Origin of the sequence: Streptomyces sp. NPDC047017, from assembly GCF_040644175.1 — a bacterium.
In the GTDB taxonomy this organism is placed as follows: Bacteria; Actinomycetota; Actinomycetes; order Streptomycetales; family Streptomycetaceae; genus Streptomyces.
Window position 1 is genome coordinate 264194 of the sequence record NZ_JBEYVW010000010.1, and the last position, 22260, is coordinate 286453.

The following is a 22260-nucleotide window of genomic DNA, read 5'->3' on the forward strand; positions in this document are numbered from 1 at the left end:
GGTACGACGGAGCGGACGCGCGCTGTGTGACGAGACTCGGGGACGCTGTCGTGTGACCTGCGTCTCATCCTTCGTGAGTCATGGCCCTTGGTGTCGCTGTGCCGGCGCCGGGAGGGGGCGGACTCCCTCCCGGCCAGGGTGTCCGTGTCAGGCGAGATCCCGGCGGCGGCCCACCGGGACCGCGAGCAGGTACAGCGGCGGCAGGAGCGCGGCCGCGCACACCGTCCACAGGGCCGCGTGCGTCCCCGCGTACGTGGCGAGCAGGCCGGCCGTGAGGGCGCCGAGCGGCTGAGCACCCCAGGAGACGAAGCGGACGGTGGCCATGACGCGGGAGAGGAGCTCAGGAGGGGACTCGGTCTGGCGGTGGGTGCGGGTGGTGATCGACCCGATGACGACGCCGAAGGCAAAGCCGGCGTTGCCCAGGGCAAACCAGTAGGCGTCGGCTGCGGATGTGGCCAGCGGGGCCAGCAGGGCGGCGGCGCCACCGGCCAGCGCGGCCCCGACGAGCCCCCGGGCGGTGCCGAACCGCCGGGTCACTCGGACCGCCACGGCGGATCCGGCGAGCGCGCCGATTCCGTCCAGGGCGAGCACCAGGCCAAGTTGTACCGGCGTCAATCCGGCCTCACGGACCAGATAGAGGGGTGTGAGGGCGACCAGGGCGGCGCAGACGAAGTTGGTGGCGGTGGCCCAGAGCATGCAGGGCAGCATCACTGGGTGCCGCGTCACATACGTCCAGCCCTCGCGGATCAGCCGGAGGGCGCCGTCGCCCGTGCGGGCGGCGGGACGGCGCTCGGGGAGCGTACGCAGCAGCACGGCGGAGAGCAGGTAGCTGGCCGCGTCCACGAGGAGCGCGCCGACCGGGCCCGCAGCGTGCACGAGGATGCCGCCCCCGGAAGGCCCTCCGGTCTCGGTGACGGCCTCCGTGCCGGACATCAGGCTGTTGCGGGCGGCGAGCTGCCGGTCCGGAACGATGGCGGGCAGAAAGGTCGAGTTGCCGATGTCGAAGAGTACGGTCGCGGCGCCGGTGACCAGAGCGGCGAGCAACAGGTGCGGGTAGCTGAGCCGGTCAAGCCACCAGGCGAGCGGGAGGGATCCGACGGCGGCGAACCGTACGAGATCGAGGGTGACCTGGAGGCGGCGGAGCGGGACGCGCTGGGCGATCACTCCGGCCGGGAGGCTGAGCAGCAGCCAGGAGATCTGTCCGGCGGCGGCGAGCAGGGTGGCCTGGAGCGCGGTGGCGTCGAGGACTGTGAGGGCGACCAGGGGGAGAGCGAGGGCGGTGACGGCGGTGCCCGTGTTGCTGACGGTGGCGGCGGCCCAGTAGCGCCAGAAGACGGCCGGAGGCGAGGTCGCGTGGTGGGTGCTGCGGCGATCGTGCTCCGGGACCGTCGATGTCTCGCTCATGCGATACCTGACCTCCAGTGAGTCTCTTATGGGAACTTGCATGGTCGCGGTAGAGTTCCTATCCGGAACTAACCGCATAGCGCAAGATGGTTCCGAAGACTGGATGCTGCATCCGGACGTCAGGAGACCCATGGTCAGGTCGGTGCCCGAGCGGGACGCCGCCTGTGCGATCGCGCAGGCGGCGGCAGTGATCGGCGACTGGTGGAGCCTGCTCCTGGTGCGGGAGACCGCACGCGGACACCACCGGTTCGACGCACTCCAAGAAGAGCTGGGGATCTCCCGAAAGGTGCTGACCGAGCGCCTCGCGCATCTGGTGGAGGCGGCGGTCCTGGAGAAGGTTCCGTATCACAGCGGCCCGGTGCGGTACGAGTACCGGCTGACGGAGAGCGGGCGGGGGCTGCTGCCCGTGCTCCTCTCGATGCAGGACTGGGCGGACCGCTGGCTGCTCGGCGACGGCTCGCTGAGTGGCACGGCCGACGAGGAGAGTGCCGAGGCGCGGCGGGTGGCGGGCCTGGTGGGCGAGTGGCTGCCGCGCCTCAGGCTGCCGGGGCACCGGGACGGTGAGCCGCTGGACCCGGTGGCCGAGGCTGCGGCCACCGTCCTGTTCTGCTACCCGGCGACCGGTCGCCCGGGCCCGTTGCCGGACGGCTGGGCCGACATCCCGGGTGCCATCGGCTGCACGCTGGAAAACCGGCTGTTCCGGGACGCGTACGACGACTTCCGCGCGGCGGGCGCCGAGGTGCGCGGCGTGAGTACTCAGCGCCCGGACGAGCAGCGGGTGTTCGCGGTCGAGGAGGGCATCCCCTTCACCCTGCTCTCAGACGTCGACCTGCGCCTCGCCGCCGCTCTGCGGCTACCGGTGTTCCGCGCCGGGCAGGCACTGCGGCTGAAGCGGGCGGTACTGGTGGTGGACCGCGAACGCGTGGTGCGCCAGGCGCGCTTCCCGGTGACGGACATCCCGGGGGCAGTGCGCGAGGCGCTGGCGGTGGTACGGCGGGTGGCGGCGGGGAGCTGAAGGGCGCGGGCGCGGCGGCGGCCCCGGGCATGCCCACCGCGTCCGTCACAGCGACAGCCGCTCCCCCTTGCCGGCCGCCCCGGAGTTGTTCCGTACCCCTGACGGAGCCTGCCGTGCACCCTGATCCCGCAGTCCCGGCGAAGGAGCCACACCCAGGCCGGATGGCAGACCTGATCATGATTGATGATGTCTGCCACCGGGGGCCTCTTGGCTCCATCGGCTACGTGGACACCCGGGCCCGGATTGCCTCAGCTGCACGACCCGTACGGAGCCGTGCCGCCGGCGCGGGCGGGAAGGCCGCGGACGTTGCCGTCGGCGGCGAGCTGTTTGCGCAGGCGCCCGATCCCGTCGCGCTGGGCGGCCGGCCGGGAGATCGCCACGCGCGGGCTCGTCCTCGCCGACTGTCACTCTTCGGCGGCGGTCGGGGCCGGGGCCGGAACCGGCCTGCGTGGCGATGCGGTCCACCGGGTACGGCGTCGGCTCCACCACCGCAGGCTCCGGCCCCCGCCCCCATGCCCCATAAACGTCAGGCCGGGCTCGACGACGGCGGCGTGATGTCGCGCGAGCCGCCCTGCGCGGCGGACTTCGCCTTCTCCGTCACCGCGGTCAGCGGCTTGGCGATGTCCTCCAGCGAGCGGCGTTCGGCGTTGACCGCGAGGAACGCGGCCACCAGGCCCGCCGCGCACATCAGGGCCGCGCCGATGCAGAAGGCGAGGACGGTGTCGCCGACCTTGCCGGTGCCGGTGAGGTCGGCGAAGAGCACCGGGCCGCTGATGCCGCCGGCGGCGGTGCCCAGGGCGTAGAAGAAGGCGATGGACATCGCCCTGGTCTCCATCGGGAAGATCTCGGAGACGGTCAGGTAGGCGCTGGAGGCACCCGCCGAGGCGAAGAACAGCACCACGCACCAGCAGGCGGTCAGCGTCACCGCGCTGAGCGAACCGCGGTCGAACAGCCAGGCCGTGCCGAACAGCAGCAGCCCGGACAGCAGATAGGTGGAGGCGATCATCACCCGGCGGCCGACCGTGTCGAAGAGCTTGCCCAGCAGCAGCGGGCCGAGGAAGTTGCCGACCGCGATCACGGCGAAGTAGTAGCCGGTGTGGCCGGAGGGCACACCGAAGAACTTGGTCAGGATCGCGCCGAAGCCGAAGGTGATCGCGTTGTACAGGAACGCCTGGCCGATGAAGAGGGAGAAGCCGAGGACGGCCCGCTTGCGGTAGTCCGCGAAGATGGTGCGGCCGATCTCCAGGAAGGAGACGCTGGGGCGCTGGTGGATGGTGATCTCGCCGTGCGGCGCGGGCAGCGGGCGGCCCGTCTCGGACTCCACCTCGCGTTCGATGCCGGACACCACCTCCTCCGCCTCGCGGTCCCTGCCGTGGATCAGCAGCCAGCGCGGGCTCTCCGGGACGTGCCGCCGGACCAGGAGGATGACCAGCGCGAGGACGGTGCCCAGCGCGAACGTCAGCCGCCAGCCGACGTCGGCCGCCAGGAAGTCCGTGTTCAGCGCCAGGATCGACAGCAGCGAACCGCCGACCGCGCCCACCCAGAAGCTGCCGTTGATGATCAGGTCGACCCGGCCGCGGTAGTTCGCGGGGATCAGCTCGTCGATCGCCGAGTTGATGGCCGCGTACTCACCGCCGATGCCGAAGCCGGTCAGGAAGCGGAAGAGGAAGAACCACCACGCCTCGAAGGAGACGGCGGTCAGGGCGGTGGCCGCGAGGTACACCGCCAGCGTGATCATGAACAGCTTCTTGCGGCCGTAGCGGTCGGTCAGCCGCCCCCAGAACAGGGCGCCGACGCAGGCGCCCGCCACGTACAGCGCGGCGGCGATGCCCGTGACCTGCCCGGAGCTGATCGACAGGCCGCTGCCGGGCTCGGACAGCCGACTGGCGATGTTGCCGACGACCGTGACCTCCAGGCCGTCGAGGATCCACACCGTGCCGAGCCCGATGACGATCGTCCAGTGCCAGCGCGACCACGGGAGGCGGTCGAGTCTGGCGGGGATGTCGGTGGTCACGGTACGGCCTGACCCGGCGCCCTCGGCACCCTCGGTACCTGCGGCGTTTACGGCGTCTGGGGCGTCTGCGCTGGCCATGGGCTCCCTCCTCGTCGAGCGGAACGCCATGCGAGTGCCCCCGAAGGGACCGGATCACGCACGGCTGCCGTCCGCCTACGCTCCGAGGAGACGCGACACCGCGTAGATCAGCAACCCGGCCAGCGAGCCGACCACCGTGCCGTTGATCCGGATGAACTGGAGGTCCCGGCCGATGTGGGCCTCGATCTTGCGGGTGGTGTGCTCGGCGTCCCAGCCGGCCACCGTGTCCGTGATCAGGGAGGTGATCTCCTTGCGGTACGTCGTCACGACGTACACCGCCGCGCCCTCCACCCAGCGGTCCACCTTGGCCTGCGCCCGCGGGTCCTCGGCCGTCCGGGCGCCCAGCGAGAGCAGCGAGGCCCGCACCCGCCGGCGCAGCTCACTGTGCTCGTCCTCCGCCGCGGCGACGATCATCGACCGTACGGCGGTCCAGGCGGAGGCGATCAGGTCCTGCACCTCGCCGCGGCCCAGCACCTCGCTCTTGAGCCGCTCGACCCGCGCGCGCGTCTCGTCGTCGGACTGGAGGTCGGCGGCGAAGTCGGTGAGGAAGCGGTCCAGGGCCCCGCGCGCGGGGTGGCCGGGCATGTCGCGCATCTCGGTGACGAAGCGCAGCAGCTCCTTGTAGACCCGCTCACCGACCTTGCGGTCGACGAACCGGGGCGTCCAGCCGGGCGCGCCGCCCTGCACGGCGTCCATCACGGAGTCGCCGTGCAGCACCAGCCAGTCGTGCGCACGGGTGACGACCAGATCGACGACCCGCCGGTGGCCGCCGTCCGCGACGACCCGCTCCAGCAGCTTGCCGAGGCCGGGCGCGATCTCCTGCCCGCCCGCCCGGCGGGTGATCGCCTCACCGACCACCGCCTGCACGTCGGAGTCGCGCAGCACCGTCAGGGCGCCGCGCAGCGCAGTGGCCAGCTCGGCGGTCACCCGGTCGGCGTGCTCCGGTCGGGCGAGCCAGGCGCCCAGGCGGCCACCGATGCCCACCGCGCGCAGCCGCTGCCGTACGACGTCCTCGGACAGGAAGTTCTCACCGACGAACTCGCCCAGCGAGACGCCGAGCTGGTCCTTCTTGGTCGGGATGATCGCGGTGTGCGGGATGGGCAGGCCCAGCGGGTGGCGGAAGAGGGCGGTGACCGCGAACCAGTCGGCCAGCGCGCCCACCATGCCCGCCTCGGTGGCCGCGGCGACATAGCCCGCCCAGGCGCCGGCGCCGCTGTGCTGGGCCCACTTCGCCAGGACGTACACCACCGCCACGAACAGCAGCAGCCCGGTCGCGGTCAGCTTCATCCGGCGCACGCCGCGCCGGCGCTCCTCGTCGGCGGGGCTGAACACGGTCATCGCGCGGCGGGGGACGGCGGCGCCCGCCGCGTCCGGGCCGGTCCTCGGCGCATTGGGCGCGATCCGCGCGTCCGGCGCGGGCTGCGCATCCGGCGCGGTCTGCGCGGTCGGTACGGCCGGTCCGGTCGTCTTCGTCGGTTCCATCCACTCCACCCGTTCGGTGATCGCGCACACGTCCCGCACCCAATTGTCCCTTCCCGGCCGACTCCCCGGGGGCCTGTCCGGGCGGGGGCGCGCGGGAGGGGCGGGGCGAGGCGGGGCGGAGGCCGTACGGGACGGGCCCCAGAGGCAGACCGGCCGCCGGTGGGTAGCCGGCGGGCTAGAAGCCCCCGGGCCCGCGACCGTCCCGGCGGTCATCCCTGCGGTCCCTGCGGTCCCGGCGGTCATCCCTGCGGTCGCGGTGCTGCTCCCAGCGCTCCCGGTGCTGCTCCCACCGCTCCTCGTGCCGCTGCCGGTGCTGCTCCATGCGCTCCTCCTGGAGGTCCCGGTGCCGCTCCCAGCGGTCCCGGCGCTCCTCGCGGCGCGACGCCTGCAGCTCGCGGCGCTGCTCCCGGCGGTCCAGCTTCTCCTGGCGGCGCTCCTCGCGCCGGCGCAGCCGCTCCGCCTTGGTGAGTTTGCGTTCGACGCCCACGCCGCCCCAGAAGGCGAAGCCGGTGACGATCACGCGCGGGGCGCCCGGCTCGCCCGGCACGCCCTCCTCGCGGTGGTCGAAGCCGCCCATGATGCCGATGCCGCGCACCACCACCTCGACGCCGGGCGGCACGATCACCTGCGCGCCGCCCATGATCGCGACGCAGTTGATCTCCACCTCGCGGTCGGCGAAGTTGGCCTCGCGCAGGTCGATCTCGCCGCCGCCCCAGAAGGCGAAGCAGTTGAACCGCTTGGGGACCGTCCAGGCCCCCTTGCGCTGGAACCCGGACATGACGGCGACGGCCCACGAGGACGTCCCCCCGCCGCCCACGATCCGGGCCGCCCAGCTGCCGCTCGGGGCCGGTTCCTTGTGCAGCGACACCGCGGGGACCGGCGCGGCCCCCGCGACGGGCAGGTCACGGATGATCGGCGCCAACGCGCCGTAGGTGCGTGCCTGGTACGTCGCCTCCAGCCGCTCCTCGAACTCCGCCATGTCCAGGCGTCCTTCGGCCAGGGCGTCCCGCAGCACCTCGGCGACGCGTTCCCGGTCGGCGTCGGAGGCGCGCAGTTCGGGGGCGGGGGGCCGGGCGGGTTCTCCCCCGGAGGGCACAGCTTCGGTCATGGGCCGAAGCCTACGAGTTCCGGGCGCCCCGGGGCTACGAGTCCGGGCGCGCCGGGCTACGGGAGCGCGCCCTGGGCAGCCCCCTCGGCAGCGTCCTCGGCGGCCCCCTCGGCGGCACTCTCGGCAGCGTTCCCGGGCGAGGCCGCGTACATCTTCGCGATGACCGCCTCGATGTCCGGCTCCCGTACCGACAGGTCCACCAGCGGGTACTCCTGCGCGATCCGCGCCACCAGCGGGGCCGCCGACCGGCCCGCCGGGAAGGCCAGCCACTGCCGCGGCCCCTCCACCCGCACCACCCGCGCCGACGGCACCTCGATGGGCGGCAGCTCGTGCTCCAGGTCCACCACCAGGGTGCGTTCGCTCTCCCCCACCCCGTGCAGCCCGGCCAGCGGGCCGTCGTACATCAGCCGCCCGTGGTCGATGACCATCACCCGCGAGCACAGCTGCTCGATGTCCTGGAGGTCGTGCGTGGTCAGCAGCACCGTCGTGCCGCGCTCGGTGTTCAGGTCCCGCAGGAACCCGCGGACCTTGGCCTTGCTGACCACGTCCAGGCCGATGGTCGGCTCGTCCAGGTACAGCACCTCCGGGTCGTGCAGCAGGGCCGCCGCGATGTCGCCGCGCATGCGCTGGCCCAGGGAGAGCTGGCGGACCGGGACCTCCAGCAGCTCGGCCAGTTCGAGGAGTTCGACGCAGCGGTCCAGGTTCTCCCGGTAACGGGCGTCGGGGATGCGGTACATGCGGTGCGCCAGCCGGTAGGAGTCGATCAGCGGCAGGTCCCACCACAGGGTCGTACGCTGCCCGAACACCACCCCGATACGCCGCGCGAGCCGCGCCCGCTCGCGGGCGGGGTCGATGCCGGCCACCCGCAGCCGGCCGCCGCTCGGCGTGAGGATGCCGGTGAGCATCTTGATCGTGGTGGACTTGCCGGCGCCGTTCGGGCCGATGTAGCCGACCATCTCGCCGCGCGCCACGGTGAAGGAGATCCCGTCGACCGCCCGCACCCGCCGCCGCTCGCGCTTGAGGAACCCGGTCTTCTTGCGCACGTCGAAGACCTTCTCGACCCGGTCGAGCGCGATGAAGCCCTCCCCGGTACCTCGGCCGTCTCCGCCGCCGCCCGCCGAACCTTCGCTCAATCCCACTGTCCGCGTCCCTCCAACTCCCCGTGCTCCGATCCCGCTCAGCTCCCCGTACTCCGCCGCGGCTCAGCTCCCCGTGCTCCGGTACGACCTGAGCCCCGCCCGCCAGGCCAGCCCCGCCAGCGCGCAGCAGCCGACCGCGACCAGCGGCGAGGCGAACGCCGTCCAGTGCGGCAGCCCGAGCGGGTACGGCCGCCCGAGCACATAGGTGACGGGCAGCCAGTTGACGAAGGCCAGCGGCAGCACGAACGTCACCCCGCGCACCAGCTCCTTGGCGAACACCGTCGGCGGGTACTGCAACAGCGTGGTACCGCCGTAGGTGAACGCGTTCTGCACCTCGGAGGCGTCCTGCGCGGCGAACTGGAAGGCCGCCCCCGCCACGAACACCGCGCTGAAGATCGCGCTGCCGCTCACCACCGCGACCGGCATCAGCACCAGCTTCGGCAGCGTCCAGTGCACGTCCAGCGAGCACAGCGCGTAGCCGAGTACCAGCGTGCTCTGGGTGACGCGGCCCAGCCGGCGCAGCGCGAACCGGTCCGCCGCGACCTGCGCGAGCACCGGGGCGGGGCGGACCAGCAGCGTGTCCAGCGTGCCGTCGCGCACCCGCCGCCCCAGCCGGTCCATGGAGCCGATGGCGAGGTCGGCCAGCCCGAAGGACATGCCGGACAGCCCGTACAGGAGGGCGATCTCCGGCAGCCGGTAGCCGCCGAGCGCGTCCACCCGGGAGAACATCAGCAGGATCGCCACGAAGTCCAGCGCGGTGCCCGCGAAGTTGCCGAAGGTGGTCATCACGAAGGAGGCGCGGTACGCCATCGTGGAGCGCAGCCACATCGCGGCGATCAGGCAGTACACGCGCAGCCCGGCCACCAGCCGCCCGGCGACGGAATCCGGCACGAACCCGGGCACGGACTCAGGCAGGGACTCGGGCACGGAACCGGTCACGGGCTCAGCCACCCTGGACCACCACCCGCCGCGTCGCCGCCGTCTGCAGCAGCCGTCCCACCGCCAGCAGCGCCACCGCCCACGCCCCCTGGAAAGCGTACGTGGGCAGCGGGTCCGCCCGTCCGAGCAGGACGTCGGCCGGGGCCTGGAGCAGCGAGGACCACGGCAGGGCCCGTACGACCTCGCCCAGGGCGCCCGGGAAGACGTTCAGCGGCAGCAGCATCCCCGAGCAGAAGTAGCCGGCCAGCCAGGCGATCTGCACCACGCCGGTGCCGTCCATCAGCCAGAACGCGCTCAGCCCGACCAGGAATCTGATCCCGAAGCTCACCAGCATCGCGGGCAGCACCGCGCCGAGGAAGGCCAGCCAGGCCAGCGGGTCGGCGGGCAGCGCGACCGGGAAGAACAGCGCCCCGAACGCGAACGGCAGCACACCCCGGCCCAGCAGCTGGAACGCCGCCCGGCCCAGGTCGGCCGCCAGCCACCACAGCTGGAGGTCGGCGGGCCGGTAGAGGTCGATGGCGATGTCGCCCGTGCGGATGCGCTCCATCAGCTCGTCCTCGAAGCCGCCCCCGCCGATCGCGAGCGTCGACAGGAACGCCTGCCCCAGCCAGACGTACGTCACCGCCTGCGCCTGGTCGTAGCCGCCCAGATGCGGTCTGGCGTCCCACAGCGCGAGGTAGGTGTACACGAGGACCAGCCCGAAGACCGTGTTCGTGAAGACTCCGGCGGCGGTGGCCGTCCGGTAGGTCGCGTACCGTCTGAAGCCCCCCGCCGCGACGGCCGCGTACAACCGTCCAGCGCCCATGTCACGCCCCCAAGGTCCGCCGACACCGAAGCACAGGAGCCTAGTGCGCGACGGACGTGACATGCCACGCAATTTCCGACCCGGTCAACCGCCCGGAACCGGGAACGGAACGCGGGGTGCGAGAGTCTTCCTCTGGGGGGCGCAGAAGGCGCATGAGGGCGTACGGGAAACGTACGACGCGAGAACGCGAAACAGGAGTCCGTGCACGAGATGAGCGACGAGCCGCAGCCGAAGGCCGAGGGGCAGAAGCCGAACGGAAGTTCGGGTTCGGGCTCGGGTCCGGGACCACGTCCGGGCCCGCACCCCGGCGGGGCCCCGAAGCGGCCACCGGCTGCCCCCGCGGCGGAAGGCGGCACCCAGCGCCGCACCCCTCCGCCGACCTGGGCCACGCCGACGGGCGCGGCGGACAAGGCGGACGCGGCGGGTGAGGCCGGTACGACGGGTGGGGCGGGCGAGGCGGGGGCCGCGAAGGGGGAGCGCGCGGAGGACGCGGGCGGGCCCGCGAAGGGCGGGCGCCCCGGGGGCCCGGAGAAGTCCGGGAAGCCCGCGGACACCGCCGCCACCGGCAAGCCGGGTGCCACCGGCCGTTCCGCCGCCGGCAGCGACCGGAACACGGGCACCGGTCCCGTCACCTGGGGCAAGGGCACCGCGGGCGCAGCCGCCGCGGGCACGGGAGCAGGCGCCGGCGCGGCAGCCGGCCGCCCGGCCGCCGAGGACACCGCTGTCACCGCCGTCACCGCACGCGTCCCCAGGACCGCCCCGGCCGGAGGCGGCACCGGCGGAGGCGGAGGCGGTGCCACACCGCCGTCCGCCGGTATGGCACAGGCCGCCCCCGGCGGCGACGGCAGCACCCGCCCTGACAAGCAGACCACACAGACCAAGCAGTCCAAGCGGGCCAAGCGCAAACGCACCGGATGGCGCCGCGCCTTCCCGACCTGGCGGATGACGCTCGGCGGCTTCGTCGTCCTCGTGCTGCTCGGCTTCGGCGCGTTCTTCCTCGGGTACTCCCTGGTGAAGATCCCGCCCGCCAACGCGCTGGCCATGAAGCAGGCCAACGTCTACCTCTACGCCGACGGCACCGAGATCACCCGCGACGGCGACATCAACCGCGAGAACGTCGACCTCTCGCAGGTCTCCCCGGCCGCCCAGCACGCCGTGCTCGCCGCCGAGGACCGCGACTTCTACACGGAGACGGCCGTCGACCCCAAGGCCATGCTGCGGGCCGGCTGGAACACGGCCACCGGCAAGGGCAAGCAGTCCGGCTCCACGATCACCCAGCAGTACGTGAAGAACTACTACCTGGGCCAGGAACAGACCGTCACCCGCAAGGTGAAGGAGTTCTTCATCTCGATCAAGCTGGACCGCAACGAGTCCAAGGACAAGATCCTGGAGGGCTACCTCAACACCAGCTACTTCGGCCGCAACGCCTACGGCGTCCAGGCCGCCGCCCAGGCGTACTACGGCGTCAAGGCCAAGGACCTCGACCCGGCCCGCGCCGCCTACCTCGCCGCGCTGGTCAACGCGCCCAGCGAGTACGACGTCGCCGCCCACCCGGAGAACAAGACCGCCGCCGTCGCCCGCTGGAACTACGTCCTGGACGGCATGGTCAAGAAGGGCTGGCTCGGCGCGTCCGAGCGGGCCGGGCTGAAGTTCCCCGAGCCGCGGCAGGCCACCGTGCCCACCAACATGGCCGGGCAGCGCGGCTACCTCGTGCGCGCGGTCAAGGACTACCTCGCCAAGAACAAGATCCTCGACGAGGACGAGCTGGCCGCGGGCGGCTACCGCATCACCACCACCATCCAGAAGGACCGGCAGAACGCCTTCGTCAAGGCCGTCGACGACCAGCTGATGAAGAAGCTGGACAAGAAGGGCAACAAGGTCGACCGGTACGTCCGCGCGGGCGGCGCCGCCGTCGACCCGAAGACCGGCGAGGTCGTCGCCATGTACGGCGGCATCGACTACACCAAGCAGTACACGAACAACGCCACCCGCCGGGACTTCCAGGTCGGCTCCACCTTCAAGCCGTTCGTGTTCACCTCCGCCGTCCAGAACGAGTCGACGACCCAGGACGGCCGCACCATCACCCCCAACACCCTCTACGACGGCACCAACAAGCGCCCCGTCCAGGGCTGGAGCGGCGGCGAGTACGCGCCGGAGAACGAGGACCAGCGCTCCTACGGCCAGATCACCGTCCGCGAGGCCACCGACAAGTCGGTCAACGCGGTGTACGCGCAGCTGGCCGCCGACGTGGGCTCCGGCAAGGTGAAGGACACCGCCGTCGCGCTCGGCGTCCCGGCCACCACCCCGTCCCTGATCGGCTCCCCGTCCATCGCGCTGGGCACCGCCACCGCCAGCGTCCTGGACATGACCGAGGCGTACGCCACCCTCGCCAACCACGGCAAGCACGGCGCGTACCGGATGGTCACGAAGATCACCAAGGACGGCGCCAACGCCGTCGTCCTGCCGACGTACGAGTCCACCGTCAGCCAGGCCGTCAGCCGCCAGGCCGCCGACACCACCACCGCCGTGCTCCAGAGCGTCGTGCAGAACGGCACCGGCGCCCCGGCCCAGGCGATCGGCCACCCCGCCGCCGCCAAGACCGGCACCGCCGAGGACGACAAGGCGGCCTGGTTCGCCGGGTACACGCCCGACCTGGCCACCGTCGTCTCCGTGATGGGCCAGGACCCGGACAACGCCAAGCACATGCCGCTGTACGGCGCTCTCGGCCTCGACCGGATCAACGGCAGCGGGGCGCCCGGCAGCATCTGGGCGCAGTTCATGGGCGACGCGCTGAAGAACACCCCGGCCACCGACTTCGACCTCCAGCTCCAGGCCGGCGCCGACGAGAGCCAGGCACCGTCGGGCGACACCGGGCAGACGCCGGGCACCGGCGGCCAGGACGACGGCGGCGCCACCGCCACGGCCCCGGGCGGCCAGGACACCCAGGGCCAGGACCAGGGGCAGACGCAGGGCCGGACCGGCGGCACCCCGGGCGACTCGGGCGGCGGCACGCCGGGCGACGGCGGCACGGGCAGCACGCCGGGCGGCGGCGCCGGCGGGAACACCGGGCAGCCGGGCGGCGGCGGGAACCCGGCGGCCGGCGGCACCACGGACGGCACCGGCGGCGGCACGCCCACCGGGCCGGGCGGCCCCACGGACGGCAACGGCCCGGGCGGCGACCAGGGCACCACCACGGGCAACGGCCCGGGCGGCCCGCAGAACGGCACCGCGCCCCGCCGCCAGTGAGCCGACGCTCAAGGCGACGTCGGCGCACTGGACACTCAGTGCCCCGAGGTCGCCTTGAGCCCCACCACGGACACCAGCAGCAGGCACACGAAGAAGATCCGGGCGGCGGTCACCGGCTCCCCCAGCACCACCATGCCGAGCACCGCCGCACCGGCCGCCCCGATGCCCACCCACACGCCGTACGCGGTGCCGATGGGCAGGGATCGCGCGGCCCAGGACAGCAGCAGCATGCTCGCGACGATCCCGGCACCGGTGAGCACACTGGGCACCGGCCGGGTGAAGCCCTCGCTGTACTTCATCCCGATCGACCAGCCGACCTCCAGCAGACCGGCGACGACAAGCAGGACCCAGGCCACGACAGCACCTCCGAGACGAACAGGCGTTCACGAACAGGTGCGTCGTCTTTGCCTTGGTCCCCGGTACGGCGCGTCTCGTCGGGCTCCTCCCGAGGCTAGCAAAGGAACGCGTGAGGGGCCGGTGACGGTGGTCACCGGCCCCTCACGCGGATTCGGAGCCGGACGTACCGGCTCAGGGATTCAGAGATACAGACCGGTGGAGTCCTCCGACCCCTCGAAGCGGTCCGCGGCCACGGCGTGCAGGTCACGCTCGCGCATCAGCACGTACGCCGTGCCCCGCACCTCGACCTCGGCCCGGTCCTCCGGGTCGTACAGCACCCGGTCGCCCGGCTCGACGGTCCGCACGTTCTGCCCGACCGCGACGACCTCCGCCCAGGCCAGCCGGCGTCCCACCGCCGCCGTCGCGGGGATCAGGATGCCGCCGCCCGAACGCCGCTCGCCCTCGCTCGTGTCCTGCCGGACCAGCACGCGGTCGTGCAGCATCCGGATGGGCAGCTTGTCGTCGTGGGTGCTGTGCTCGTTGTTGTTGGCGCTCACGCCTCGAACCTACCTGCCTTCAGCGCGTCCGTACGCGGGTGGGTCGCCCGTGACCTCAGCCGCGGCGCTTGCGCGTGCCCACCGCGAGCAGCCCGACGACCCCCACGGCGAGCAGCGCGACCGGCACGACCCGCTCCAGGCGGGGCGCGCCCGTCTCGTCCGTGAACCGGCCCCGCACCTCGCTCACCACTCGGTTGACCTGCACATAGGCCCGGCCGAGGGTGTGATCGACGTGGGCGGCGACCTTCGCCCTGGCGTCCCCGGCGATGGTCTTCGGGTGCACGCGCACACCGATCTCGTCGAGCGTCTCGGCCAGTACCTCGCGGCGGTGCCTGATGTCCGCCTCGATCTCAGCCGGGGTCCTGGTGTCCGCCGTGTCCGCCACCGTCGCGCCTCCGAAGTCAACTGATGCCTGTTCAGCACAGTCTGTCAGCTCCCGCCGCGACCGCGCTGTCGGCACCCCCGGTTACCCTCGGACCGACACGGTATAGCCACGTACGCGGACACGCACGAGGAGACGAGCTTCGATGACCGAGCGACTCCAGCCCGGGGACCCGGCCCCCGCCTTCACGCTCCCCGACGCCGACGGCAACGAGGTGTCGCTGGCCGACCGCAAGGGCCGCAAGGTCATCGTCTACTTCTACCCGGCCGCCCTCACCCCCGGCTGCACCAAGCAGGCGTGCGACTTCACCGACAACCTCGACCTGCTGGCGGGCGCCGGGTACGACGTCATCGGCATCTCCCCCGACAAGCCGGAGAAGCTCGCCAAGTTCCGCGAGACGGAGTCCCTGAAGGTCACCCTCCTCGCCGACCCCGACAAGAAGGTCCTGGAGTCCTACGGCGCCTTCGGCGAGAAGAAGCTCTACGGCAAGACCGTCACCGGCGTCATCCGCTCCACCGTCGTCGTGGACGAGCACGGCAAGGTCGAACGAGCCCTCTACAACGTGAAGGCCACCGGCCACGTGGCCAAGATCATCAAGGACCTGGGCATCTAACACCCCCACCCCACGCCCACGGCCCGCCCGGACCTCCGGCGCGGGCCGTTCCCCTTTCCGGCCCATTCCGCGCGTGACTGTCCGACAACCGGTTCGTTACTCCGTACGAGGCCACGAACGTGTGAGCCAAGAGAGCGGAGGCTGTGGCATGGGCACTGCATCGGGCGCGACCGGAGAAGGTGCGGATCCGTACACCGGAGAACGGCTTGAGCGAGCCGTCGCCGAGGCGCGCACCTGGGCAGACCTGATGAGACGACTCGGCCTTCGAACGAGCGGAGGCCGGCGCCGGCTCCTGCAGGAGAAGGTCGCCCGTCACGGCATCGACACGAGCCACTTCGCCCAACGGAGCCCGTGGCGCAAGTACCCGGATGCCGCCATCGCAGAGGCTGCCGCCGCGTCGTCCTCGCTCCGCGAAGTGGCCTTGAAGCTGGGCGCCACACCAGCCACCGGGACGCTGTCCCATATCCGACGCCGGATCAGTGCGGCCGGAATCGACGTCAGCCATTTCCCCGGGTTGAACCAGCCGGAGCCGGACCTGCCCTTCACACGCGAGCAGCTGAGCGCCGCCGCGGCGACGACGACGAGTGTGCGCGGTGTGGCCCGGGCCCTGGGCGTGCCGGACGACAGCCGCTCACGCGCGACCCTGAAACGGATGCTGCGCGCCCAGGCCATCGATACCGGGCATTTCTCCTATCGCCGAGTGAGGATCCCCGAGGACAGGCTGCGCGACGCCGTCGCACGCTCCACGAGTTACGCCGGCGTGATGCGAAGCCTCGATCTGGACGTCAACGACACCAATCACCGACGCGTTCGACGCGCATCGGCTCGGCTCGGTCTCGATACGAGCCACTTCACACGCGTTTCCTGGGCCCGGCCGGAGCGCCCAGCGCCCGCACCCGTCGCTCACCGCGTGCTGGTCGTCCTGCCGCCCGGCTCCGGACGGACGAACAGGACTCAACTCCACCGGGCCCTGACCGAGATCGGCGTGCCGTACGCATGCCGGTCCTGCGGCAATACCGGGGAGTGGCTGGGTCGGCCGATCACCCTGCAGATCGACCACGTCAACGGCGACTGGCGCGACAACCGTGAGGAAAACCTGCGGTATCTGTGTCCCAACTGCCACTCGTTGACGGAGACGTGGTGTCGGCAGAAAGGGAGGCCGTCTCTCGCCGCGTGACGAGCTCTGCCCGTACACTGAGCGCTGCCGGTCGAGCGCGATGACCGTTTTTGAGCGGCCGTGATGGAATTGGCAGTCATGCTGGGTTTAGATCCCAGTGGGTTCACACCCGTGTGGGTTCGAATCCCACCGGCCGCACACACGATGAAGGGGCCGCCCGGCAGGGCGGCCCCTTCGGTCATGGTCAGCCCAGCAGTTCCCGTACCACCGGTACCAGTGCCCGGAACGCCTTGCCGCGGTGGCTGATCGCGTTCTTTTCCGTGGGGGTGAGTTCCGCGCAGGTGCGGGTCTCGTCGTCCGGCTGGAGGATCGGGTCGTAGCCGAAGCCGTGGGTGCCGGCCGGGGCGTGGCGGAGGGTGCCGCGCAGGCGGCCCTCGACGACGCGTTCCGTGCCGTCGGGGAGGGCGAGGGCCGCGGCGCAGGTGAAGTGGGCCGCGCGGTGTTCCGCGGCGATGTCGGAGAGCTGGGCGAGGAGCAGGTCGAGGTTGGCCTGGTCGTCGCCGTGGCGGCCGGACCAGCGGGCGGAGAAGATGCCGGGCGCGCCGCCGAGGACGTCGACGCAGAGGCCGGAGTCGTCGGCGACGGCGGGCAGGCCGGTGGCCTGGGCGAGGGCGTGGGCCTTGAGGAGGGCGTTCTCGGCGAAGGTGACGCCGGTCTCCTTGACGTCGGGGATCTCGGGGTAGGCGTCGGTGCCGATGAGTTCGTGGGGCAGGCCGGCGTCCGTGAGGATCGCCCGGAGTTCGGTGATCTTTCCGGCGTTGCGGGTGGCGAGGATCAGGCGGGTCATGTCCTCCAGTATCAGGGGGTGCAGACCTTGGTCAGTTCGCCGGCGGCGTCGGTGGCGGGGGTGAGGTCGGGGGTGCGGTCGCCGTGGTCGGGGGCGGTGCGGACGTTGCCGACGGCCGTGCCGAGGTCGTCGACGGCTTTGTCGGCGTCGGCGTCGGCCGTCTTGTCGCCGATCTTCTTCAGGTCGTTCTGGAGGGAGCGGAGCGCGTCGTCGGTCTGCGGGGGGTCGTTCGCGGCGTTGTGGACCGCCTGCTGGAGGTGGGTGACGCTGTCGGCGATGGAGTCGGCGGCCTGTGCGCGGTCGAGGGTCTTGCCGACCGCGTCGCAGCCGGTGAGGGCGAGGAAGAGGGCGGCGGCGGTGCGGCCCGGTGGGCGGCTTCGGCTCGCGGACATGGTGGGTTCCCTCTCCCGTCGCGGTGGCGGGCGTACGGCGGTCGGTCGTGCCGTACGCCCGTACCGGTGGGACGCGGGGCGGGGGGCGGGGGGTTGCGCGGGGCCTGGTCGGCCGGTCGCGGGCCGGGCCGCTACTTGTCGAGGGCGGCGCGCTGGAGCGCGGCGAGGTCGGTGCAGCCGGCCACGGCGAGGTCGAGGAGGGCGTCGAGTTCGGCGCGGGCGAAGGGCTCGGCCTCGGCGGTGCCCTGGACCTCGACGAAGCGGCCGTCGCCGGTGCAGACGACGTTCATGTCGGTGTCGGCGCGGACGTCTTCCTCGTAGCAGAGGTCGAGGAGGGGGACGCCGCCGACGATGCCGACGGAGACGGCGCTGACGGTGCCGGTGAGGGGCTCGCGGCCGGCCTTGATCAGTTTGCGGCCCCGGGCCCAGGCGACGGCGTCGGCGAGGGCGACGTAGGCGCCGGTGATGGCGGCGGTGCGGGTGCCGCCGTCGGCCTGGAGGACGTCGCAGTCCAGGACGACGGTGTTCTCGCCGAGGGCCTTGTAGTCGATGACGGCGCGCAGTGAGCGGCCGATGAGGCGGCTGATCTCGTGGGTGCGGCCGCCGATGCGGCCCTTGACGGACTCGCGGTCGCCGCGGGTGTTGGTGGCGCGGGGCAGCATGGCGTACTCGGCGGTGACCCAGCCCTCGCCGCTGCCCTTGCGCCAGCGCGGGACGCCTTCGGTGACGGAGGCGGTGCAGAGGACCCTGGTGTCGCCGAAGGAGACGAGGACGGAGCCCTCGGCGTGCTTGCTCCAGCCGCGTTCGATGGTGACCGGGCGGAGTTGTTCGGGGGTGCGGCCGTCGATTCGAGACATGTGCCGAGCCTAGTGCCCCGGGCGGGGCCCTCTGTTCGCGCCGATATGCCGAAGGGGCTCCTCCCGGCGTGGGAGGAGCCCCTCACGGGCGATCCGGGGAGGTCACATCATGTCTTCGATGTCCGCGGCGATCGGGTCGGCGTCGGTGCCGATGACGACCTGGATGGCGGTGCCCATCTTGACGACGCCGTGGGCGCCGGCGGCCTTGAGGGCGGCCTCGTCGACCTTGCCGGGGTCGATGACCTCGGTGCGGAGGCGGGTGATGCAGCCCTCGATCTCTTCGATGTTGTCGATGCCGCCGAGCCCGGCAACGATCTTCTCAGCCTTGCTGGCCATGTTCTGTCTCCCTGATCCGAACCGCTTTGTCGCAGTAACCCACAGTTGGCCCAACTTCGCGAGCGGTTGTGCCGCCGGTGCCGGAGGATGGCGTTCACGACAGCGGAACCGTCCGTCAACTGGTCTACACCACCGTTGGGGCGGTGGCCAAACGCGGTGCCGCGCGGCGGAGCGGAGCCCCGGGAGGACGCCCATGAGTGCCGACAGCGCCGACGTCCGGACCTCTCCCGTGCGCGAGCGCTGGAACGCGCTGTTCCAGGGCCTGCAGAAGATGGGCCGCTCGTTGCAGCTGCCGATCGCGGTGCTGCCGGCGGCGGGCATCCTGAACCGGCTCGGGCAGCCGGACGTGTTCGGCAAGGACGGGCTGGGCTGGATCGATGTCTCGAAGGTGATGGCGGGGGCGGGCGGCGCGCTGCTCGACGGCCGGCTCGGGCTGCCGATGCTGTTCTGTGTGGGGGTCGCCATCGGGATGGCGAAGAAGGCGGACGGTTCGACGGCGCTGGCGGCGGTGGCGGGGTTCCTCGTCTACTACAACGTGCTGCACCAGTTCCCGGTGGGCTGCGCGGCGGGGGCGCGTGCGGTGGTCACCGGGTGCCGGGCGGCGGACGGGACGGTGACGGCGTTCACGTACCAGAATCCGGGGATCTTCGGCGGGATCGTGATGGGGCTGCTGTCCGCCTTCTTCTGGCGGCGGTTCCACCGTACGAAGCTGGTGGACTGGCTGGGCTTCTTCAACGGCCGCCGGCTGGTGCCGATCATCATGGCGTTCGTGGCGATCGCGTTCGCGGCGCTGTGCCTGTGGGTCTGGCCGCCGGTGGGGCGGGGGCTGGAGAGTTTCAGCGACTGGCTGAGCGCGGCGGGCGCGTGGGGCGCGGGGGTGTTCGGGCTGGCGAACCGGGCGCTGCTGGTGATCGGCCTGCACCAGTTCCTGAACGTGCCGATCTGGTTCCAGTTCGGGAGTTACACCGAGCCGGACGGGACGGTGGTGCACGGGGACATCAACATGTTCCTGGCGGGTGATCCGCACGCGGGGCAGTTCACCTCGGGTTTCTTCCCGATCATGATGTTCGCGCTGCCGGCGGCGGCGCTGGCGATCACGCACACCGCGCGGCCGGGCCGCCGCAAGGAGGTGGGCGGGCTGATGCTGTCGGTGGCGCTGACGTCGTTCGTCACCGGGATCACCGAGCCGCTGGAGTATTCCTTCCTGTTCGTGGCGCCGGTGCTGTACGCGGTGCACGCGGTGCTGACGGGGGTGTCGATGGCGGTGACGTGGGCGCTGGGGGTGCACGACGGGTTCAGCTTCTCGGCGGGGCTGATCGACTACGTCATCAACTGGAACCTGGCGACCCGGCCGTGGGGCGTCATTCCGCTCGGTCTGTGCTTCGCGGCGGTGTACTACGCGGTCTTCCGATTTGCCATCACGAAGTTCGACCTGAAGACTCCTGGGCGGGAGCCGCCGGACGCGGACGAGGATCCCACGAAGGCGTGACACCGCAGGTCACGAGGGGGGTTCGAGACCGCTGCGAGACCGCCGTGAAACCGGCTCGTCACCGGCCGCGCGCACCCCTACGGCGGGTAGTGGCGCGATAGCAACTTCGCGCCTTCCTTACGTCACCTTCATCGTGCTACAACAGGTCTACACCACTGAGTGGTGTAGACCACCACCCGATGGAGGACGGACGTATGAGCACCGCCACCGCCGACAAGACGGCGGCACCCGCGAAGAAGCGGGGATCTGGCCTGTTCCAGGGCCTGCAGAAGGTCGGCCGGAGCCTGCAGCTGCCGATCGCCGTGCTGCCGGCCGCCGGCATCATGGTCCGGCTGGGCCAGGATGACATCTTCGGCAAGGACGGCCTGGGCTGGGACAAGGTGGCCGCCGTCTTCAACAACGCGGGCGGCGCGCTGACCGGCTCCCTGCCGCTCCTGTTCTGCATCGGTGTGGCGATCGGCTTCGCCAAGAAGTCGGACGGCTCGACGGCCCTGGCCGCGGTGGTCGGCTTCCTCGTCTACAGCAAGGTCCTCGAAGCGTTCCCGCTCACCGACCAGCACATCGAGAAGGGCCAGATAGTCGAGGCCACCTACAACAACCCGGGTGTCCTCGGCGGCATCATCATGGGTCTGCTGGCGGCGGTGCTCTGGCAGCGCTTCCACCGCACCAAGCTGGTGGACTGGCTCGGCTTCTTCAACGGCCGCCGCCTGGTGCCGATCATCATGGCCTTCGTGGGCATCGTGGTGGGTGTCGTCTTCGCCCTGATCTGGAAGCCGATCGGCACCGGCATCAGCGACTTCGGTGACTGGATGACCGGCCTCGGCTCCGGTGGCGCGGCCCTGTTCGGCGGCGTGAACCGGGCGCTGATCCCGGTGGGCATGCACCAGTTCGTGAACACCGTGGCCTGGTTCCAGCTCGGTGACTTCAAGAACTCGGCCGGCGAGATCGTGCACGGCGACATCACCCGCTTCCTGGCCGGTGACCCGTCCGCCGGCCTGTTCCAGTCCGGCTTCTTCCCGATCATGATGTTCGGTCTGCCGGCCGCCGCGATCGCCATCGCGCACTGCGCCCGCCCCGAGCGCCGCAAGGCCGTGCTCGGCATGATGATCTCCCTCGCGCTGACCTCGTTCGTCACCGGTGTCACCGAGCCGATCGAGTTCTCCTTCATGTTCATCGCGCCGGTCCTGTACGTGCTGCACGCCGTGCTCACCGCCGCGTCGATGGCCATCACCTGGGGCCTGGGCGTGCACGACGGCTTCAACTTCTCGGCCGGCTTCATCGACTACGTGCTCAACTGGCACCTGGCGACCAAGCCCTGGCTGATCATCCCGATCGGACTGGTCTTCGCGGCGATCTACTACGTGACCTTCCGCTTCGCGATCATCAAGTTCGACCTGAAGACCCCGGGCCGCGAGCCCGAGGAGGAGGTCGAGGACCTCACCAAGGCGTGAGTCCTCCCCCACCGCACGACGAGGCCCCCCGGAGCGCAGGGCGAATTCCAGAGGTCGTTGCAACACAAGTTGATCAACTGGCTGTTGCCAGGAGCTTGGTGAGACGCTCGGCTGGGGTTTCCCAGCCGAGCGTTTTGCGTGGTCGGCTGTTCAGCTCGGCCGCGACGGCGTCGAGCTCTGCGCGGGTGTAGCGGGCCAGGTCGGTGCCCTTGGGGAAGTACTGCCGCAGCAGGCCGTTGGTGTTCTCGTTCGAGCCGCGCTGCCAGGGGCTGCCAGGGTCGCAGAAGAAGACCGGCATGTCGGTGGCGATACTGAAGTCCTTGTGCAGGTGCATCTCGGAGCCCTGGTCCCAGGTGAGGGAGCGTCTGAGCTGGGCGGGCAGGGTCGCGACGGTCTGGACGAGCGCGTCCCGCATCTGGGCGGGGCGGCGGCCGTGGGGCAGGTGGACCAGAGTGACGAAGCGACTGGAGCGCTCGACGAGCGTGCCGATCGCGGACTTATGGGCCTTGCCGATGATGAGGTCGCCCTCCCGGTGTCCGGGGACGGCCCGGTCTGCGGCCTCGGCGGGCCGGTCGCTGATCATCACCATGTCCTTGGCCATGCGTGGCTGGCGCCGATGGGACTGGCGGTGGGATCGGCGCATCGTGCGGCCC

Annotated in this window: 22 protein-coding genes, 1 tRNA gene and 1 riboswitch; of the genes, 7 read left to right on the plus strand and 16 right to left on the minus strand. The window is 71.6% G+C overall.

Annotation, left to right across the window (positions count from 1 at the left end; translation table 11 throughout):
- Nucleotides 1-147: 147 nt before the first annotated feature.
- Nucleotides 148-1404, minus strand: coding sequence for an MFS transporter (locus ABZ858_RS19365; RefSeq protein WP_361379472.1), 1257 nt, complete (start codon nt 1402-1404; stop codon nt 148-150).
- Nucleotides 1405-1534: 130 nt separating this feature from the next.
- Between ABZ858_RS19365 and ABZ858_RS19370 the strand changes: the two genes are divergently transcribed.
- Nucleotides 1535-2419 (plus strand): winged helix-turn-helix transcriptional regulator, encoded by an 885-nt coding sequence (locus ABZ858_RS19370; RefSeq protein WP_361379475.1) that lies wholly within the window; start codon nt 1535-1537, stop codon nt 2417-2419.
- Nucleotides 2420-2667: 248 nt separating this feature from the next.
- On the opposite strand, the gene ABZ858_RS19375 is transcribed toward ABZ858_RS19370, so the two are convergent.
- The 7 genes from ABZ858_RS19375 to ABZ858_RS19405 form a co-directional block, all read right to left on the minus strand.
- Nucleotides 2668-2799, minus strand: a complete 132-nt coding sequence (locus ABZ858_RS19375; RefSeq protein ID WP_361379478.1) for a hypothetical protein — start codon at nt 2797-2799, stop codon at nt 2668-2670.
- 146 nt (nt 2800-2945) lie between these two features.
- Complete coding sequence (locus ABZ858_RS19380) at nt 2946-4511, minus strand: MFS transporter (protein ID WP_361379481.1); 1566 nt, start codon at nt 4509-4511, stop codon at nt 2946-2948.
- A gap of 75 nt (nt 4512-4586) precedes the next feature.
- Nucleotides 4587-5849, minus strand: a complete 1263-nt coding sequence (locus ABZ858_RS19385) for a DUF445 domain-containing protein (protein WP_361379566.1) — start codon at nt 5847-5849, stop codon at nt 4587-4589.
- A 319-nt stretch (nt 5850-6168) separates the two neighbouring features.
- On the minus strand, nt 6169-7101 hold the full coding sequence (locus ABZ858_RS19390) for a DUF1707 domain-containing protein (protein WP_361379484.1): 933 nt from the start codon (nt 7099-7101) through the stop codon (nt 6169-6171).
- Between the two features lie 56 nt (nt 7102-7157).
- Entirely contained in the window at nt 7158-8240 is a 1083-nt protein-coding gene (locus tag ABZ858_RS19395; protein WP_361379487.1) for an ATP-binding cassette domain-containing protein, read from the minus strand.
- A gap of 63 nt (nt 8241-8303) precedes the next feature.
- The gene (locus tag ABZ858_RS19400; RefSeq protein ID WP_361379569.1) at nt 8304-9155 is read right to left on the minus strand and encodes an ABC transporter permease; all 852 of its coding nucleotides are present in this window, start codon (nt 9153-9155) and stop codon (nt 8304-8306) included.
- 28 nt (nt 9156-9183) lie between these two features.
- Entirely contained in the window at nt 9184-9984 is an 801-nt protein-coding gene (locus ABZ858_RS19405; protein ID WP_361379490.1) for an ABC-2 family transporter protein, read from the minus strand.
- Nucleotides 9985-10926: 942 nt separating this feature from the next.
- Between ABZ858_RS19405 and ABZ858_RS19410 the strand changes: the two genes are divergently transcribed.
- Nucleotides 10927-13230, plus strand: a complete 2304-nt coding sequence (locus ABZ858_RS19410) for a transglycosylase domain-containing protein (RefSeq protein WP_361379572.1) — start codon at nt 10927-10929, stop codon at nt 13228-13230.
- 35 nt (nt 13231-13265) lie between these two features.
- Here the strand turns inward: ABZ858_RS19410 and ABZ858_RS19415 are convergent, their stop codons facing one another.
- The 3 genes from ABZ858_RS19415 to ABZ858_RS19425 all read right to left on the minus strand — a co-directional run bounded on the left by ABZ858_RS19415 (nt 13266) and on the right by ABZ858_RS19425 (nt 14508).
- Nucleotides 13266-13586 carry a multidrug efflux SMR transporter gene (locus ABZ858_RS19415; protein ID WP_361379493.1) on the minus strand — a complete coding sequence of 107 codons (321 nt, stop codon included), beginning with the start codon at nt 13584-13586 and terminating at the stop codon, nt 13266-13268.
- Between the two features lie 36 nt (nt 13587-13622).
- Nucleotides 13623-13696: riboswitch (guanidine-III (ykkC-III) riboswitch) on the minus strand.
- Nucleotides 13697-13766: 70 nt separating this feature from the next.
- Entirely contained in the window at nt 13767-14123 is a 357-nt protein-coding gene (locus ABZ858_RS19420; protein WP_361379496.1) for a co-chaperone GroES, read from the minus strand.
- Nucleotides 14124-14178: 55 nt separating this feature from the next.
- The gene (locus ABZ858_RS19425) at nt 14179-14508 is read right to left on the minus strand and encodes a DUF3618 domain-containing protein (protein ID WP_361379499.1); all 330 of its coding nucleotides are present in this window, start codon (nt 14506-14508) and stop codon (nt 14179-14181) included.
- Nucleotides 14509-14650: 142 nt separating this feature from the next.
- Here ABZ858_RS19425 and bcp point away from each other — a divergent pair, with 142 nt between their 5' ends.
- The 3 genes from bcp to ABZ858_RS19440 all read left to right on the plus strand — a co-directional run bounded on the left by bcp (nt 14651) and on the right by ABZ858_RS19440 (nt 16433).
- Nucleotides 14651-15118: a thioredoxin-dependent thiol peroxidase gene (gene bcp / locus ABZ858_RS19430; protein ID WP_361379502.1), complete on the plus strand. Its 468-nt coding sequence runs from the start codon at nt 14651-14653 to the stop codon at nt 15116-15118.
- A gap of 148 nt (nt 15119-15266) precedes the next feature.
- On the plus strand, nt 15267-16295 hold the full coding sequence (locus ABZ858_RS19435) for an HNH endonuclease signature motif containing protein (protein WP_361379505.1): 1029 nt from the start codon (nt 15267-15269) through the stop codon (nt 16293-16295).
- 54 nt (nt 16296-16349) lie between these two features.
- Nucleotides 16350-16433, plus strand: a tRNA-Leu gene (locus tag ABZ858_RS19440).
- A gap of 46 nt (nt 16434-16479) precedes the next feature.
- On the opposite strand, the gene rdgB is transcribed toward ABZ858_RS19440, so the two are convergent.
- From rdgB to ABZ858_RS19460, 4 genes are all read right to left on the minus strand, one after another.
- Nucleotides 16480-17082 carry an RdgB/HAM1 family non-canonical purine NTP pyrophosphatase gene (rdgB, locus tag ABZ858_RS19445; protein WP_361379508.1) on the minus strand — a complete coding sequence of 201 codons (603 nt, stop codon included), beginning with the start codon at nt 17080-17082 and terminating at the stop codon, nt 16480-16482.
- A gap of 11 nt (nt 17083-17093) precedes the next feature.
- Nucleotides 17094-17474 carry a hypothetical protein gene (locus ABZ858_RS19450; RefSeq protein WP_361379511.1) on the minus strand — a complete coding sequence of 127 codons (381 nt, stop codon included), beginning with the start codon at nt 17472-17474 and terminating at the stop codon, nt 17094-17096.
- A gap of 131 nt (nt 17475-17605) precedes the next feature.
- The gene (rph, locus tag ABZ858_RS19455; protein WP_361379514.1) at nt 17606-18331 is read right to left on the minus strand and encodes a ribonuclease PH; all 726 of its coding nucleotides are present in this window, start codon (nt 18329-18331) and stop codon (nt 17606-17608) included.
- Nucleotides 18332-18433: 102 nt separating this feature from the next.
- Nucleotides 18434-18667: a PTS glucose/sucrose transporter subunit IIB gene (locus ABZ858_RS19460; protein ID WP_361379517.1), complete on the minus strand. Its 234-nt coding sequence runs from the start codon at nt 18665-18667 to the stop codon at nt 18434-18436.
- Between the two features lie 193 nt (nt 18668-18860).
- On the opposite strand from ABZ858_RS19460, the gene ABZ858_RS19465 reads away from it, so the two are divergent.
- Entirely contained in the window at nt 18861-20156 is a 1296-nt protein-coding gene (locus tag ABZ858_RS19465; protein WP_361379520.1) for a PTS transporter subunit EIIC, read from the plus strand.
- A gap of 194 nt (nt 20157-20350) precedes the next feature.
- Nucleotides 20351-21607, plus strand: a complete 1257-nt coding sequence (locus ABZ858_RS19470) for a PTS transporter subunit EIIC (protein ID WP_361379523.1) — start codon at nt 20351-20353, stop codon at nt 21605-21607.
- A gap of 73 nt (nt 21608-21680) precedes the next feature.
- Here the strand turns inward: ABZ858_RS19470 and ABZ858_RS19475 are convergent.
- Nucleotides 21681-22260 (minus strand): IS30 family transposase (locus ABZ858_RS19475; protein WP_361379526.1); only part of this gene is annotated, 580 nt, incomplete at its 5' end.